A 15,965-nucleotide genomic window follows, 5' to 3' on the forward strand; every position below is an offset into this window, starting at 1 on the left:
TTATTAAGATTTTAATAAAATCCGATGTGCGATCCCGTGCTCCCTTCACGCATAAAAAAAGGGGCCGTGCAAGCACGACCCCTCGCAGAGACTGTGGCGTGGGCTCAGAACGGGATTTCATCATCCAGATCACCGCCGCCCGAGGCATCCCATCCCCCAGAAGCTGCGCCACCGCCGCGCTGCGGGGCAGGCAGGCGGGAGGAGGCACCGCCGTTACCGTTACCGGTGTTGCCGTAATCCGAGCCCCCACCAGTGTTGTAGCCACCGTAGCTGCTGCCACTATTGCCGCCGCCAAAGCCGCCGCCACCTTCGCCTTCGTTGCCATTACGGCTGTCCAGCAGAACCAGCTCGCCACGGAAGCGGTCTACAATCACTTCGGTCGTGTAGCGTTCCTGCCCGCCCTGATCGGTCCATTTGCGGGTCTGCAACGCCCCTTCAAGGTAAACCTTGCGGCCTTTGCGCAGGAAGCGTTCGGCTACGTCGGCCAGCCGGTCGTTGAAAATGACAACACGGTGCCATTCGGTCCGCTCACGCTTTTCGCCCGAGGCGCGGTCGTTCCATGTGTCGCTGGTGGCGAGGGAGAAGGATACGATTTTCTGCCCGCTCTGGCTGGAGCGGACTTCCGGGTCTTTACCCAGATTGCCGACCAGAATGACTTTGTTAACGCTTCCAGCCATGTTTCTCTTCGCCTTCTGTAACCTGTGAGTTCGTTTTGTTCTGGTCTGTGTAGCGCAGCACGGGGGGCATGGTCTACCTATTGTGCGGGTGCTTTACACCCCGCTCCATGCCAGCCGCCAGATGGACAGGCGCGCGCCACCATGCTGGCGTTCTGCCAGCAGTTCGTGCGGGCAGGGGGGGGCTCCCTCGGTTTCATCCACAAAAGGCAGGGGTTCGTCACGCCCGGTTTCAATTACGGCAACGGCATCGTGTGCAATCCAGCCTCTGGCTTTCAGGGCTGCCAGTGCAGTGCCGGGCAGGTGTTTGTGGTAAGGAGGGTCCAGAAACAGCAGGGTTGCAGGTGTTGTGCGTGCCGCGGGTGGAACGGTGACATCACGCGGGTATACCGTGCAGCGCTCTTCCCACCCGCAGGCATGAATGTTGGCGCGCAGGGCGGCCAGAGCCTGACGATCGTTTTCAAAAAAAACAGCCCTTTCCCCCCCGCGTGACAGGGCTTCCAGCCCGAGAGCGCCCGTGCCCGCAAAGGCGTCCAGCACATGCGCGCCCTCCAGCAGGGCTGGTCCACCCCATGGGGCATGGGCAAGCACGTCAAACAAGGCCTGACGCACACGGTCCGCGGTGGGGCGTGTGGCGCCGCCGGGAGGTGCTGCCAGCACCCGGCCTTTGCGCGCCCCGGCAATAATACGCACCATCAGCGGGCCTTATGGCGGGCTGGTGTGGGCTGGTGGGTGGTTTTTTCCGGCGCTTTGGGCAACTGGTCGCGCAGGACACGGGGGGGAATTTCCTCCAGTTCGCCTTTTTGCAGCGTACCAAGGGGGAATGGCCCGTAGCTGGTGCGGATCAGGCGGCTGACATGCAGGTTAAGCCCGGTCATGACCTTGCGGATCTCGCGGTTCTTGCCTTCCTTGAGCGAAACGGTGAGCCACGCGTTATCCCCCTTGCGCGAGTCGAGGCTTGCAATGATGGGGCCGTAACGCACGCCCTCGAACGTGCAGCCATGGGCGAGGGAGGCCAGCCGTGCCTCGTCCACCACACCAAACACGCGCACACGGTAGCGGCGCAGCCAGCCGTTGGAGGGCAGTTCCAGCCTGCGGGCCAGTTCGCCATCATTGGTCAGCAGCAAAAGCCCTTCGCTGTTCAGGTCAAGCCGCCCGACGCTGATCACGCGGGGCATGCCCTCGGGCAGGGAGGAAAAAACGGTTGGCCGTCCTTCAGGGTCCTTGTGGGTTGTTACCAGCCCGTCTGGCTTGTGGTAGCGCCAGAGCCTTGTGCGCTCGGGGGCTGCAACCGGCTGGTTGTCCACCAGAACAATATCGCCATCGGTGACAAAGGTTGCCGGGTGCGTAACCGCCTGACTGTTCAGCCGCACACGCCCTTCCTCAATCATGCGCTCTGCATCGCGCCGGCTGGCCACCCCTGAACGTGCCAGCCATTTTGCAATGCGTTCTCCCCGCGCTTCCTGTGTCACGCCTGTTCTCCTGCTGCCTGTACGAAGGCCTTGAAAAGTGTTCTGTCTGCCGGGTCTATGCCAAATTCCGGGTGCCATTGCACCCCAAGGCAGAAACGGTGGTCCGGGTCTTCTATGCCTTCTACCACGCCATCTTCGGCAATGGCATTCACCCGGCCGCGTCCGGGGGTGCCAACAGCCTGATGGTGGGCGGAATTAACGGCAATGCGTTTGGCCCCGCCGGTTATGCGGGCCAGAAGGGTATCGGGCTGGATGTCCACGCCGTGGCTTGCCTCATCCCGCGGGGTGGGCTGCTCATGTGGCAGGGCGGTCGGGTATGTATCGGGAATATGCTGGATCAGCGTTGCGCCAAGGCTTACGGCAATCAACTGCATGCCTCCGCATATGCCAAGTACAGGGATGTTGCGCTGCAATGCGGCGGCCAGCAGGGCGTTTTCGGCCCGTGTGCGGCGGGGGCGCAGGGTTACGCTGGGGTGGCGTTCGGGTGCGCCATAAAGCAGGGGGTCAATATCAAACGCGCCACCGGTTATGAGCAACCCATCCAGCTTGGCCACATATTCCAGCCCCAGCTGCGGGAACAGGGGCAGGGCCACAGGCAGGCCACCTGCGGTAGCTACGGCGCTCAGATAATTCTCACGCAGGGCACACCACGCAAAGCGGGAGTAACGCTCCGCGCCGCCGTCTTCCAGATCAAGGGTAATGCCAATAACGGGGCGCTCTGCTGCCATAAGCCTGTGGTCCTGCACGAAAAGCCATCGGAAAACTGGAACTGCTTCGTGTCAGGTGCCACAGGTGCGTAAATTTTGCATCTTTTCCCGTCTGCTCCGTGCCGGGACAGATGCTTTGTGGCCGCTTTTAGCGGGTCAGAAACACCGGGATGCTGTATGGCATCATGTGACTGCTTACAATCGGTCTGGTGGCAGGGGTTGCGGATTCGCCGGGGAGCCTGTCTGCAAGGGCAAGGCCAAACCCCATTGCGGCCGCGGCCAGAATGAAAGACAGAGAATGCATGGTTCCAACCTTTTCCAGCCAAGAGTTTGAAAGACAGCCAGACCATAATCCGTACCACACGCAGAGCCATAGTTGCGTTGAGCAGGGATAATGGCGACTTTAAGGCAGCATGACAAAGTTATGGCAAGGTTTGCAAGAAGAATATGAAGGTGCCGCCTCAGACCAGCTCGGACATCGGGATAACCCGGCCATGAAAGACGCTGCAGGGGCGTGTGCTAGGCCTATCCTCCCCTCCGGCAGGGAGTCGGGTATGGAGCTGGCTTTGCAACAGGCCCGTATGGCCGCCACGCGGGGGGAGGTGCCGGTGGGCGCTGTGCTGCTGGATGCCCAGGGTATGGTACTGGCGCTGGCAGGCAACAGGGTGGAAGAACTGCAAGACCCCTCCGCCCATGCGGAAATGCTGGTCATGCGTACAGCCGTGCACCAGCGGCAGGGGCGCAGGCTGGCGGACTGCACTCTGGTTGTCTCTTTGGAGCCGTGCCCGATGTGTGCGGCGGCCATGGCGCATTTTCGCGTGGGGCGGCTGGTTTTTGGAGCGTATGACCCCAAGGGTGGGGCGGTGGAACATGGCCCTCGCCTGCCCTACCGGGCCGAGGCCCTGCACCGCCCGGACATCGTGGGCGGTGTGCGTGAGCGCGAGGCCGGGGAACTGCTGAAAAGCTTTTTTAGGACCCTGCGCGGCGAGGAGCGTTTGCCCCCTGCATAAAACCCTGCACGCCGGGCGGACTGAAGGCTTTTTTTTTTTCGGAAAGGAAACCATGTTAGCTTACAGGGCGTAAGGTGACGTAAGGTTTTGGCAGCCGTCTGGTGCAGGTGGCCGCCAGAGCAGGCCGTGGTCACCCGAAACGCGTCCTGCTTGGGTAAAACAAGGAACAGTCAAGATCGTGATGTCGGAAAAATCTGTGACAAACGTTTGCACGCGTGGCGGTCGCCGCAACTGGACCAAGGCTCTGCTGGCTGGCTGCATGCTGGTTTCCGTCTCCGGGCCGTGGGCTGGTGGTGTATCCTGGGCGGATACGTCCAGCATGATCAAGCCCAGCGGCCCCACCCAGCGGATTCCCGATTTTGTGGAGCTGGTCAAACAGGTCAAGCCGGCGGTGGTGTCCATTACCTCCATGATCCGCTCCGACGCGGTGGAAGGTGAAGGCGGTGGCATGGGTATGGGCGGGGGGCCTTTTCCGTTCCCCTTTCCGTTCCAGATGATGCCCCAGCCCTCCAAGCAGCTGATTGAGGCGCGCGGGTCGGGCTTTGTCATCTCGGCTGACGGGTATGTGGTGACAAACAACCATGTGGTCAAAGGGGCGACCAAGGTCACCGTCACACTGGATGACGGCACAACCCTGCCCGCCAAGGTGGTCGGCCGCGATGGCAAGACCGATCTTGCGTTGCTCAAGGTTACAACCACACAGAAGCTGCCCTTTATTGAACTCGGCGAATCCGATGACGTACAGCCGGGGGAATGGGTGATCGCCGTTGGCAACCCTTACGGTCTGGGGGGCACGGTTACGGCGGGTATTGTTTCCGCCCGTGGGCGTGACATCAACGAAGGCCCGTACGATAACTTCATTCAGGTGGATGCGCCCATTAACCGGGGCAACTCCGGTGGTCCGCTCTTTACGCAGGATGGCAAGGTGGTGGGGGTCAACACCGCCATTCTTTCTCCCTCCGGTGGGGGGTCGATTGGCATTGGCTTTGCCATTCCATCCGATACGGTGCGTAGCGTTGTGGACCAGCTGCGCAAGACCGGCCATGTGGTGCGTGGCTACCTTGGCGTGAACGCACAGGTTATTTCCCCCGTTATGGCCAGTGCGCTTAACCTGCCCGCCTCTGCCGTTGCGGGTGCGCCGCCCGCAGGTGCGCTGGTGGCCAGCGTAAGTCAGGACAGTCCGGCCGAAAAAGCGGGCCTCAGGGCCGAGGATGCGATTACCGACTTTAATGGCCAGAAGATTGCCACCCCGCATGATCTGGCTGTGCGTGTGGCGGCGGTAGCTCCGGGTACGCAGGTAACAATCGGCTTTGTGCGCGCAGGCAAGGCGCAGACGGTTACTGCAAAAATTGGTAATCTTGCCAGTGCTGCGGGGGATGCGGGCAAAACCGCAAGTGCCGCAGGCGGGCAGCATCTGGGCATAGCCCTTGCCCCGCTTAACCGTGATATGCGCCAGCAGCTCGGCCTGCCGCAGGATGTGCATGGCGTTGTGGTGAGTGATGTGGAGGCCGGGTCCCCGGCGGATCAGGCGGGTATTCGTCCGGGGGATGTCATTCAGTCTGTGGGTGGCCAGCAGGTGGATGCGCCCAAGGCGGCGGTGGGCCTGATCAAAACGGCCATGGCGGCCAAAAAACCGCTGCTACTGCGTGTTTTGCGGGATGGACAGTCCCTGTTCATTGCCATTTCGCCCGATGGGAGCACCGCAGGCCTGCCAGCGGATAACGGAGTCGGCAATGGAGATGATGACGATAACTGAGGAAAAAACATCCTGAGTTTTCAGTTAAAAAAGGTCGGCTCCTATGGAGTCGGCCTTTTTTACTGAATCCGTCTGGCGTGCGCTGCGTGGTCGGGCGGGCCGTTCAGTCCGTTTTCTGCCCGGAGGCAATGTTGAGCAGAGTCGCAACCGATAAAATATGGATGCGGTGGTTTTCCGCACTGGCAATCAGCAGGCTGCGGCGGAAGGCGCTGATGGTCCGGCTGACGGTTTCAATGGTCAGGCCCAGATAATCGGCAATATCCACCCGTGTCATGGGAACAGAGGCCATGTTTCCCGTCTCCTGCCGCCGGTTTGTGGTCTGGTGGAAGGCTTTCATCCGGTCGAGCAGGAAGGAGGCAACCTTCTCTCGTGCGGTTTTGCGGCCCAGAAGCAGCATCTGCTCCTGAGCTTCTGCCAGTTTGTCGGTGACCGCGGCTAACAGGCGGCGTTCGAATGTCGGGTAATCGCTCAGCAATGTTTCAAGCTGGGGGCGCAGGAAGCGGCATAGCCGCACGTTATCTACCGTTTCTGCCCCAAAGGAGTAGGTTTGCGCCGTACTCAGGCCTAAAAACTGCCCTGCATCGGCAAAGCCCGTAATCTGCCTGCGTCCATCGGGGAGGGATTTGAACAGTTTGACCGTGCCGTGCGTAACACTGAAAAACGCCAGTGCGGGTTCTCCCTCCTCAACAATTGTCGTGCCCGGCGGCAGTAATAACTGGCGGGAGGAATGGGCCAGTGCGGCAAGTCCTTCCTCATCCATACTGTTGCACAGACTCTTGTTCCGGATGTCACACACAAGGCAACGCATGACATCCATATCCGCTTTGGGTGCGTGAACGGCCCCGCCAGCGGGCACGAAGGCAGATGTCTGGGGAGAAGATGTCATGCGATAAATCCAGAAAACCGTTTAATATCAAACGGTTACGGTTTGTAATAACGGTTCGGGCCGTAAAAGGTCGCCCTGTAGCATTGAACTTTTGTTGACATAAATCAATCATGCCAAGGGATTATTTTAATTGCAGGCCAGAACTGCAAAAAAGTCGAAACCGGGGTCTGTGGTTAAAAAGACACAGGTTAGACTCATCTTTGAGCAGTATGCGCCAGACTTGATTTAAATCAAGGTTGCATTGGCGTGGGCGTGGTCTTTCCGGCTACAGAATTACAGTGCAGTGGAAGAGACAAAACACAATGGTCAAGTTCCGTTCCTTTCTGACAGCCACAGTGGCTGGTGTGGCGGCCCTGACGGGTGCTGCTCAGGCGCAGACAGCAGCCCCCAATGCCGCTTACGTCAATGCCCCGGTCGTGAACCGTATTCCGGACGCGCGCAAGCCCTCTGGCCACTGCGGTATTTTCCAGACCTGCGCCAGCACTAAAATCGGCCTGAGCCGTGGTGACTTCATGGTTCGTCTGTCCGGCGTTGGTGTTCTGCCGCAGGACCGTGATAGCAACGTCAAGCTGAACGGTCAGACCTTGAACGGTGTGCATACGTCCACGACCAATCAGGCCATGCCGGAACTGACGGTTGAATACTTCATCACCGACAACCTGTCTGTTGACCTGATTGCCACCAGCACCCGTCATGAAGTGGCGGCGCACGGTGCGGCTGTTGGCGGCACGCTGGACGTTGGTTCCGCCTGGGTTCTGCCCCCGACGGTCACGTTCGCCTGGCATTTCCGCCCCAACAAACGTTTCAACCCCTATGTAGGTGTTGGTGCGACTGCCATGTGGTTCCATAGCATGCATGGCGCTCTGCACGGCACGCAGCTGAACTCCGGCTTTACTGGTGGGCCCGCTGTTAACGTTGGTTTCGATTATCAGCTGGTTGGCAACTGGTTCTTCAATGCTGACGTCAAACAGATTTTTGTTCGTATGCATGCCTGGGAAAAAGGTGCGCCCATCGACGGTCTTGCTGGTCGGGCAGGGTCTCACATTACGGCCCACGAATCCCTGGACCCCACCGTGGTGTCCGCCGGTATTGCATACCGCTTCTGATCTCGGCTGATGAGCGCGGGCCCCGTCTCCGACCTGATTTCCCGCTACGGCGGGAATCTGCCGCGCTATACCAGTTACCCGACCGCTGCCAGCTTTTCGGACGCGGTCGGGGCTCAGGATGTGGAACGCTGGCTGCGTACGCTGCCAGCAGACCTGCCTGTTTCCCTTTATTTTCATGTTCCATTCTGTGATGAACTCTGCCGGTTCTGTGGGTGCAATACCTCGGTCATGCGGCATGAGGACGGGCGCGCGGCCTATGGCGACCTGCTGCGCGAGGAAATGCGCCGGGTTGTAGCCCTTACGGGTGAGCACCGCGTTGTGCATCATCTTCAGTTTGGCGGTGGTACGCCTACCACATTGCCACCGGCCTCGCTTCGGCAGCTTATGCGTGCCGTGCGTATGTTTTTCCGCTTTTCCGATGATGCCGAACTGGCGATGGAAATGGATCCCCGGCATGTGCCCGCAGGCTATCCCGCACTTCTGGGTGATCTGGGGTTCAACCGCATCAGCCTTGGTGTGCAGGACCTGGACGAAAAAGTGCAGGAAGCCTGCGGTCGCCACCAGTCCTTCGCGCAGACCCAGAGCTGTATCGAGCAGGTGCGCGCAGCGGGGGTCGCGGGCGTTAACATCGACCTGATTTATGGCCTGCCCTACCAGACGGTGGAGAGCGTGGGCGAGACGGCGCGCCAGATTGCCCTGCTCCGGCCCGACCGGCTGGCCGTGTTTGGCTATGCCCACATTCCGTGGAAGCAGAAGCGCCAGAAGCTTATTCCCGAAAGCGCGTTGCCGTCCTCTCTGGAGCGGCTGGCCCAGCGTGCGCAGATTGATGCGGTGTTGCAGGCGGCGGGCTATCAGGCCATCGGGCTGGACCATTACGCCCTGCCCGATGATGCTCTGGCCAAAGCCGCCAGTGCTGGCACCCTGCATCGCAATTTTCAGGGCTACACCACGGATTCCTGCCCGGTGCTGCTGGGTATGGGGGCTTCAGCCATTTCCATGACCCCTGTGGGGTTCGCCCAGAATATTCCTGCTGTTGCAACCTATGCCCGCGCTCTGGCCGATTCGACGGAACTGCCGGTCATGCGCGGGGTGGCCTGCACAGCGGAGGATCGCTGCCGTGGGGCCATTATCGAGCGTATTATGTGCGATCTGGCGGTAGACCTGCGTTCTAACCATATTCCCGATAATCCGGGAATGGGCGGGTTTGTGGAGGAACTGGCCAACCTGCATCTGTTCGAGCGTGATGGACTGGTCACCCGCTCTGACAGCCGCATCGAGGTGACGGAAAAAGGGCGTCCGTTCTTGCGTAATGTCGCGGCTGTTTTTGACACGCGACAGAAAGAACTGGCCGCTACAAATACAGGCAAAGCGCCAGCTCCCCGCTTTTCTGGTGCCTTGTAAGGCAGGTCGTTCAAATTGGCATTTCTGCCATGCAACTTGATCATCGGGTTGTTTTGGCGCATGGAGGAACTGCTTCTGAACCGCAGAGGCAATGCTGCAAAAAGCGCGGCATCTCTGGTTCTCCAGCATATCTCTGTTTTATCGGAAGGATCGGACAACATGCGTCCTGATGCTCCTTTGCCTGGTCAGACCGGGTCTTTTACCCTGCCGGACAGGTTGAGCCACACACCCGCGGCCACATACCCGTTTTCGCACTGGATGCTTGAAAACGTTCTGGAACCCCCTGCATGCGAAGCCCTTGTGGACTGGAACCCGGGGGAAAGCGCCGTTGCGGGCGATGTCGGCGGGCGGCGGGAAACGCGCAACGCCTTCCGAGTTTTTGTGGACCCGGCCGTACGCGCAAGGGATGCCCGGCTGGACCGTATGGCCCGGCTGCTGGACAGTGGTTCCATGCGCCAGACGTTTGAAAACGTATGTGGCAGCCCGCTGGATGAGGCTGCCCTCAGGCTGGAACTGTGTCTGGATACGGATGGATTCTGGCTTGAACCCCATACCGACATCGGGGCTAAAAAGCTGACCCTGCTTATCTCCCTTTCCACGGGGGAAGATGCGCAGCAATGGGGCACGGACCTGATGACGCCGCAGGGCGAATCTGTTGCACGCGCATCTGGCGTGTTCAATTCTGGGGTGCTGTTCATTCCGTCGGACAGGACATGGCATGGGTTTGTGCCGCGCCCGATCAGGGGCACGCGGCGGACTTTGATTGTCAATTTTGTCGATAAAAACTGGCGTGCCGTGCACGAACTGGCCTTTGGACCGCGCGTGGCCCGGTCCTGACCTTTCCTGTTTGGCGGAAAAGGCGCAAAACGGGCCGGGGTGCCCGCTTTTTGCAATTCTGTGACAAATCGGGTTTAGGAACGCTACAGAAATTTCAACGGGGATAAAACGGGAATGAGTGAACCTGTGCGTGAGTCGATGGAGTTCGATGTTGTCATTGTTGGCGGTGGCCCCGCCGGACTGGCTGCCGCCATTCGCCTGCGCCAGCTTTCTCCGCAAACCAGTGTCTGCCTGATTGAAAAAGGGAGCGAGATCGGGGCGCATATTGTATCTGGCGCCGTAATCGAGCCACGCGCTCTGGCCGAGCTGCTGCCTGACTGGCGCGAACGCGGTGCCCCGCTGGAGACACCTGTCACGGCGGAAGACATGTTCTACCTGACCGAAACGGGGAGTATTCGTGTTCCCATGCTCGACAAGGTCATGCCGCACATGGCCAATCACGGGAACTATATTGTCAGTCTGGGCGAGGTCTGCCGCTGGCTGGCCGTGCAGGCCGAGGAACTGGGGGTGGAAATCTACCCCGGTTTTGCGGGGGCCGAAGTGATGATCGAACACAACCGTGTGGTGGGTGTAGCCACGGGGGATATGGGTGTGGGGCGTGATGGCAAGCCCGGCCCCAACTACCAGCCCGGCATGGAACTGCGTGGGCGCTACACCCTGTTTGCAGAAGGCTGCCGTGGCTCCCTGACCAAGCAGGTCATGGCCCATTACGACCTGCGCAGGGATGTGGACCCGCAGACCTACGGCCTTGGCATTAAGGAAGTATGGGAAATCCCGGCCGAAAACCATCGCCCCGGTCTGGTACAGCACAGCTTTGGCTGGCCGCTGGATAATGGCACCTATGGTGGCGCGTGGCTGTACCATTTTGGCGAAAACCTTGTGTCCTATGGCTTTGTCATCGGGCTGGACTACGCCAACACATGGCTCTCCCCGTTTGAGGAAATGCAGCGCGTCAAGCTGCACCCTGCTTTCCGCCAGCATCTGGAAGGGGGGCGGCGTATTTCCTACGGTGCGCGCGCTCTGTCCGAGGGTGGTTTGCAGTCCATTCCGCGTCTGACCTTCCCCGGTGGGGCGTTGATCGGGGATTCGGCAGGGTTTTTGAATGTGCCCAAGATCAAAGGCACGCATACGTCCATGAAGTCGGGCATGCTGGCGGCGGAAGCCGTGGTGGACGCCATGAAGACCAACCGCGTGGAACCGGGTTCCTTTACGCAGAAGGTCCGGCAGTCATGGCTGTGGCAGGAGTTGCGCACCGCACGCAACATCCGCCCCGCCTTTGCGCGTTTTGGCGCTATGGGTGGGGCTGTGTACGCGGGGCTGGACGCCATGGTGCTGCGGGGGCGCGCACCATGGACGCTGCACTTCAGACATCAGGATAACGAAACACTGCGCGCAGCCGATCTGTGCGCAAAGCCGTTTTATCCCAAACCCGATGGCAAGCTGACGTTTGATCGCCTGTCTTCCGTCTTCCTGTCCGCCACCAATCACGAGGAAGATCAGCCGGTGCATCTGCGGCTTAAAAATCCGTCCTTGTGGAAAACGGTCAACTGGGATGTGTTCCACGCACCTGAAGCGCGTTATTGCCCGGCAGGTGTGTACGAAGTGGCGGATGAGCAGTCTGCGCCACATCTGCAAATCAATGCCCAGAACTGCGTACATTGCAAAACGTGTGACATTAAGGACCCCACCCAGAATATAGACTGGACCACGCCCGAAGGGGGTGGTGGGCCGAATTATCCGGCTGGTATGTGAATTTTGGTCAAAGTACGATAAAGAACCGTCCGAACCATCCTGCGTCTGCAAGCGAAAGAAGTCATGAAGATACTTGTACCTGTAAAGCGGGTTGTTGATTACAACATCAAACCGCGCGTCAAGGCGGATGGCAGCGGAGTAGAAACCGCTGGCGTCAAGATGTCCATGAATCCGTTTGACGAAATTGCGGTGGAAGAAGCCGTGCGCCTGCGGGAAAAAGGCGCTGCTTCGGAAGTCGTTGTTGTGTCCATTGGTGTGCAGCAGGCGCAGGATACCCTGCGTACCGCTATGGCCATGGGCGCTGACCGGGCCATTCTGGTGCTGACCGATGAAGGCCCCGAGCCTCTGGCTGTTGCCAAGGTGCTCAGGACACTGGTCGAAAAAGAAGGCCCCTCGCTGGTCGTGCTGGGCAAACAGGCCATTGATGATGACATGAACGCAACGGGCCAGATGCTGGCTGGTCTGCTGGGCTGGGGTCAGGGCACCTTTGCCAGCAAGGTTGATGTGGTTGATGGCCGCGTGCATGTCAGCCGTGAAATTGATGGCGGAACGGAGCAGGTTTCCCTTGCCCTGCCAGCCATTATCACGGCCGACCTGCGCCTGAACGAGCCGCGCTACGCCTCCTTGCCCAATATCATGAAAGCCAAGAAAAAGCCGCTGGAAACCATTCCCGCCGCCGATCTTGGTGTGGACATGGCCCCGCGCCTGACGGTTGTTTCCGTTGCTGAACCCGCAGAACGCAAGGCGGGGATCAAGGTTGGCTCCGCAACGGAGCTGGTGGAAAAACTGCGTAACGAAGCAAAGGTGATCTGAACATGACCGCTCTTGTTCTTCTGGATCATGAAGGCGGCCAGATCAGGAAGGCAGCCCTTTCTGCTGTAACTGCCGCGACCCATCTGGGTGATGTGCATGTGCTGGTAGCCGGTAATGCCGCTCTGGCGCAGGCTGCAAGCCAGATTGCAGGCGTGTCCAAGGTGCTGCATGCGGCGGATGCACGCTATGCGCATGAACTGGCCGAGCCTCTGGCTGCCCTGCTTGTCTCTCTTGCTGGCAGCTATGATCATATTGTGGCTGCCGCGGGTGCGACGGGTAAGAACGTGCTGCCCCGAGCCGCCGCCCTGCTGGACGTGCAGCCCATTCCCGATGTGGTGAGCATTGTGGATGCGCAAACCTTTGTGCGCCCGATTTATGCTGGCAATGCACTGGCCACCGTGCGTTCTGCCGATGCCAAAAAAGTGCTGACCGTGCGCAGCGCATCGTTTGACGCCGCTCCGGCCGAAGGTGGCAGCGCCCAGATTGAGACCGTGGCTGCGGTGGATAGCCCTGACGTGTCCTGGTTTGAGGCTGTTCAGCTTTCTGATTCCGCACGTCCTGATCTGGAATCGGCACGTGTTGTGGTGTCTGGCGGTCGTGGCATGGGCAGCGAGGAAAAATTCCACGCTCTGGACCCGCTGGCCGACGCACTGGGTGCTGCTGTTGGCGCCTCCCGCGCCGCGGTTGATTCCGGGTTTGTGCCCAATGAATTGCAGGTCGGCCAGACTGGCAAGATCGTGGCGCCGGAACTGTACATGGCGTTTGGTATTTCCGGCGCAATCCAGCATCTGGCAGGCATGAAGGATAGCCGCGTGATCGTGGCTGTGAACAAGGACCCCGAAGCTCCCATTTTCCAGGTGGCGGATTACGGCATTGTGGGCGACCTGTTCGAGGTTGTGCCGCAGTTGGTGGAAGAGCTTAAAAAGTAAGCATGTCCCCACAGTAATGTGTTTGAAAGGCCCGTATGCCCTTGTGGTGTACGGGCTTTTTTATGGGGTTATTCCGTGCCGTAAGCCGCCATGAACACCCTGACTGCGGCCTGGATCACCTTTTCTTCCTCTTCTGCACTGTTTTCGGGGTTCAGGTTAAAGCGGCGCAGATGGGCGATGCGTGTCTGGCAAAGTGCAAAAAACTGCTCGGCGGCAAAAACAGGGTCTTCTGTCTGCAAGGTGCCCAGTGCTTCCTGTTCCCGTATCCACTTGGCAAGTGTGGCAATGGCGACTCGGGGGCCGTTTTCCCAGAACACAGCCCCAAGATGGGGGAAGCGCGGCGCTTCGGAGACAATAATCCGGTAAAGCATCAGGCTGTCTGGCTGGGTAATCAGGCACACCATGGCGCGGGCTACGGCGGTCAGTGTTTCGCGTGCGGGCGAATTCTCCTGCACGGGCGCAAGGGCGACGGGCAGTTTTTCGCGGCAGCATTGCTCCACAAAGGCGGCAAACAGGTCGGCCTTGTTGGTAAAGTAGTTATACAGCGTTCCCTTGGATACAGCAGCCTGCCGTGCAATGGCGGACATGCTTGCACCCTCGTAGCCATGCTCGGCAAAAACCGCACTGGCTCCGGTTAGAATCTGTTGTCGTTTGGTCTCGGACTCTCCCGTGCAGGGGGAGCAGGAAGGCGCGGGGAGGGGAGATGATAGAACCATGGATCTTCGGGCTTTGGAGACTTGTGATTGACGCAGTAGCGAAAGACGATAGGGTATGACCTGACCGAACTGGTCGGTCAGCGTGGCGGTTATAACGCATATTAAAGCAGGCGCATAATTTCGACGAGGGTAAGCGGGTGGCAAGAAGGAATGCACGGCGGGCAGGCGCACTGGCAGCCGGTTTTATTCTGGCAGGTTGTGCCGTAGGGCCAGACTATAAAAAGCCCCAGACGTGGTCTCCCGCACAGTGGCAGCAGGCGGCAACGCAGGACCGGAGCAGTGCGCTCAGTGTGCCAACGGATCAGGCGCCAGACGTGCAGTGGTGGGCTGTTTTCCATGACCCGGAACTGACTTCACTTGAGCAGCGTCTGGCGGCGCAGAACCTGGATGTGTTGCGTGCATCCGAGCAACTGGCTGTGAGCCGTGGGCAGTTGCTGCTGGCGGGGGCTGAGCGTTTTCCCGACCTGGCCGCTAGCGGGTCATACAGCCGTGTGCAGCATAGCAGCAGACAGTTGCAGAGTATTGTAGAACGGATTGGTGAGCATTCGCCGGGGTTGATCCCCGATTCCTCTGCCGCCAGTGACGCGACCATCCCCCTGTTGAATAATTGGCAGGATGGTATGCAGGCCAGTTGGGAAGTGGATTTGTGGGGGCGTGTGCGCAGGCAGTATGAAGCCGCCAAGTCCTACACAAACGCCACCATGGAAGAACGCCGCGGGATTCTGATCGCCCGTCAGTCCGAACTGGCGTCTGATTACATGACGCTGCGCAGCCTGCAGGAGCAGTTGCGTATTACCATTGCCAATCGCGATGCCGCAGCCAAACTGCTGCAACTGAGCCAGTCGCGCTACAAGAGTGGTCTGGTGAGTGAACTGGACGTGGATAGCGCGCAGTCTGAACTCGAGCATACCAGTGCCCTGATCCCGCAGTTTGAGCAGCGTATTGCCATGCAGATCAACGCCATCAACCTGCTTATGGGCGTGCCTCCGGGGGGGCTGAACACCGAGCTGGTGCAAACAGCGGGCATCCCACTGGTGCCCCCAGCCGTGCCCATTGGCCTGCCATCGGAACTGGCGCACCGTCGCCCTGACATCCGCGAGGCAGAGGCCGAGCTGCATGCGGCCACGGCCGAGGTAGGGCAGGCCATGGCGGATTTTTACCCTAAAGTCACAATTGATGCAGGCTTTGGACTGCAGTCTTTCTCGTTCCGCGATATGGGGATGTGGAGTTCACGCATGTGGAATGTGGGGCCGTCCATCACGATTCCCATTTTTCAGGGCGGACGCCTGACCGGCCAGCTACAGATGAAAAAAGCCTCGCAGAAGGCCGCAGCCCTGCGGTATCGCAAAACAGTGCTCAACGCCTGGAGCGAGGTGGATAATGCGCTGACCGCATATCAGGCAGAGCAGAAGAAGAACCAGCGCCTGAGCAGTCAGGTAGCAGCAGACAAGCGCTCCATGGAGCTGGCGCAAAGCCAGTATAAGCATGGGTTGCAGAATTACCTGCAGGTGCTCGACGCACAGCGCAGGCTGTTGTCTTCCCAGACCAGTCTGGCGGATAGCACAGCGACCATCGCAGGTGATCTGGTGCGCCTGTATAACGCGCTGGGCGGGGGGTGGGAGACAACCTTCCCTGTCTCCAGGCCTAAACCGGCCTAACAGTCTGGACGTTCAGGATATTCTCAATCTTAGGGCCATATTTCATTTTGGATTGAGGGCAATTATTTTTAGGAATGGCGGTTTTCTGGGGTTTTTTGTTTAGGTTATGATTTTGTTTCATTTTTTTGTTTTCTGGAGTTGACGTGTAGGTGTTTGGGGGTATAGAAGCTGCTTCACCGAGACGAAGTGATCTTGGCGGGTTTAAGATTTTCTGCTAAGGTTTTTGGCTCTTTTGGTCTTTGACAAGA

General features: G+C 59.3%; 16 protein-coding genes. 9 read left to right on the forward strand and 7 right to left on the reverse strand.

The window, feature by feature from the left end; genetic code table 11:
* Positions 1-104: 104 nt before the first annotated feature.
* The 5 genes from ssb to PY793_RS08755 all read right to left on the reverse strand — a co-directional run bounded on the left by ssb (position 105) and on the right by PY793_RS08755 (position 3,157).
* Positions 105-677 carry a single-stranded DNA-binding protein gene (gene ssb, locus PY793_RS08735; RefSeq protein ID WP_275177703.1) on the reverse strand — a complete coding sequence of 191 codons (573 nt, stop codon included), beginning with the start codon at positions 675-677 and terminating at the stop codon, positions 105-107.
* A gap of 93 nt (positions 678-770) precedes the next feature.
* Positions 771-1,370 (reverse strand): 16S rRNA (guanine(966)-N(2))-methyltransferase RsmD, encoded by a 600-nt coding sequence (gene rsmD / locus PY793_RS08740; protein WP_275177704.1) that lies wholly within the window; start codon positions 1,368-1,370, stop codon positions 771-773.
* Positions 1,370-2,146 carry a pseudouridine synthase gene (locus tag PY793_RS08745; protein ID WP_275177705.1) on the reverse strand — a complete coding sequence of 259 codons (777 nt, stop codon included), beginning with the start codon at positions 2,144-2,146 and terminating at the stop codon, positions 1,370-1,372. Before PY793_RS08745 ends, rsmD begins: the two co-directional genes overlap by 1 nt.
* A complete protein-coding gene (locus tag PY793_RS08750; RefSeq protein WP_275177706.1) occupies positions 2,143-2,874 on the reverse strand; it encodes a gamma-glutamyl-gamma-aminobutyrate hydrolase family protein in 732 nt (243 codons plus the stop codon). The genes PY793_RS08745 and PY793_RS08750 overlap by 4 nt, the downstream gene beginning before the upstream one ends.
* A 127-nt stretch (positions 2,875-3,001) precedes the next feature.
* On the reverse strand, positions 3,002-3,157 hold the full coding sequence (locus PY793_RS08755) for a hypothetical protein (protein ID WP_275177707.1): 156 nt from the start codon (positions 3,155-3,157) through the stop codon (positions 3,002-3,004).
* Between the two features lie 250 nt (positions 3,158-3,407).
* Between PY793_RS08755 and PY793_RS08760 the strand changes: the two genes are divergently transcribed.
* Together PY793_RS08760 and PY793_RS08765 are read left to right on the forward strand one after the other, a co-directional pair.
* On the forward strand, positions 3,408-3,863 hold the full coding sequence (locus PY793_RS08760; protein ID WP_408744693.1) for a nucleoside deaminase: 456 nt from the start codon (positions 3,408-3,410) through the stop codon (positions 3,861-3,863).
* Between the two features lie 181 nt (positions 3,864-4,044).
* A complete protein-coding gene (locus tag PY793_RS08765; protein WP_275177727.1) occupies positions 4,045-5,619 on the forward strand; it encodes a Do family serine endopeptidase in 1,575 nt (524 codons plus the stop codon).
* Between the two features lie 103 nt (positions 5,620-5,722).
* Here the strand turns inward: PY793_RS08765 and PY793_RS08770 are convergent, their stop codons facing one another.
* Positions 5,723-6,505, reverse strand: coding sequence for a Crp/Fnr family transcriptional regulator (locus PY793_RS08770; RefSeq protein WP_275177709.1), 783 nt, complete (start codon positions 6,503-6,505; stop codon positions 5,723-5,725).
* Between the two features lie 302 nt (positions 6,506-6,807).
* On the opposite strand from PY793_RS08770, the gene PY793_RS08775 reads away from it, so the two are divergent.
* The 6 genes from PY793_RS08775 to PY793_RS08800 all read left to right on the forward strand — a co-directional run bounded on the left by PY793_RS08775 (position 6,808) and on the right by PY793_RS08800 (position 13,343).
* Positions 6,808-7,611 (forward strand): OmpW/AlkL family protein, encoded by an 804-nt coding sequence (locus PY793_RS08775; protein ID WP_275177710.1) that lies wholly within the window; start codon positions 6,808-6,810, stop codon positions 7,609-7,611.
* 9 nt (positions 7,612-7,620) lie between these two features.
* Positions 7,621-9,012, forward strand: coding sequence for an oxygen-independent coproporphyrinogen III oxidase (gene hemN, locus PY793_RS08780; protein ID WP_275177711.1), 1,392 nt, complete (start codon positions 7,621-7,623; stop codon positions 9,010-9,012).
* A gap of 159 nt (positions 9,013-9,171) precedes the next feature.
* Entirely contained in the window at positions 9,172-9,849 is a 678-nt protein-coding gene (locus tag PY793_RS08785) for a 2OG-Fe(II) oxygenase (RefSeq protein WP_275177712.1), read from the forward strand.
* 114 nt (positions 9,850-9,963) lie between these two features.
* Positions 9,964-11,601, forward strand: coding sequence for an electron transfer flavoprotein-ubiquinone oxidoreductase (locus PY793_RS08790; RefSeq protein WP_275177713.1), 1,638 nt, complete (start codon positions 9,964-9,966; stop codon positions 11,599-11,601).
* Between the two features lie 63 nt (positions 11,602-11,664).
* Complete coding sequence (locus PY793_RS08795; RefSeq protein WP_275177714.1) at positions 11,665-12,414, forward strand: electron transfer flavoprotein subunit beta/FixA family protein; 750 nt, start codon at positions 11,665-11,667, stop codon at positions 12,412-12,414.
* Between the two features lie 2 nt (positions 12,415-12,416).
* On the forward strand, positions 12,417-13,343 hold the full coding sequence (locus PY793_RS08800; RefSeq protein ID WP_275177715.1) for an FAD-binding protein: 927 nt from the start codon (positions 12,417-12,419) through the stop codon (positions 13,341-13,343).
* Between the two features lie 68 nt (positions 13,344-13,411).
* Here PY793_RS08800 and PY793_RS08805 read toward each other — a convergent pair whose 3' ends face one another.
* Positions 13,412-14,059: a TetR/AcrR family transcriptional regulator gene (locus PY793_RS08805; RefSeq protein ID WP_275177716.1), complete on the reverse strand. Its 648-nt coding sequence runs from the start codon at positions 14,057-14,059 to the stop codon at positions 13,412-13,414.
* Between the two features lie 137 nt (positions 14,060-14,196).
* Between PY793_RS08805 and PY793_RS08810 the strand changes: the two genes are divergently transcribed.
* Positions 14,197-15,717: an efflux transporter outer membrane subunit gene (locus PY793_RS08810; protein ID WP_275177717.1), complete on the forward strand. Its 1,521-nt coding sequence runs from the start codon at positions 14,197-14,199 to the stop codon at positions 15,715-15,717.
* Positions 15,718-15,965 lie beyond the last annotated feature (248 nt).

The organism is Acetobacter fabarum, from assembly GCF_029069195.1.
Classification (GTDB): domain Bacteria; phylum Pseudomonadota; class Alphaproteobacteria; order Acetobacterales; family Acetobacteraceae; genus Acetobacter; species Acetobacter fabarum_A.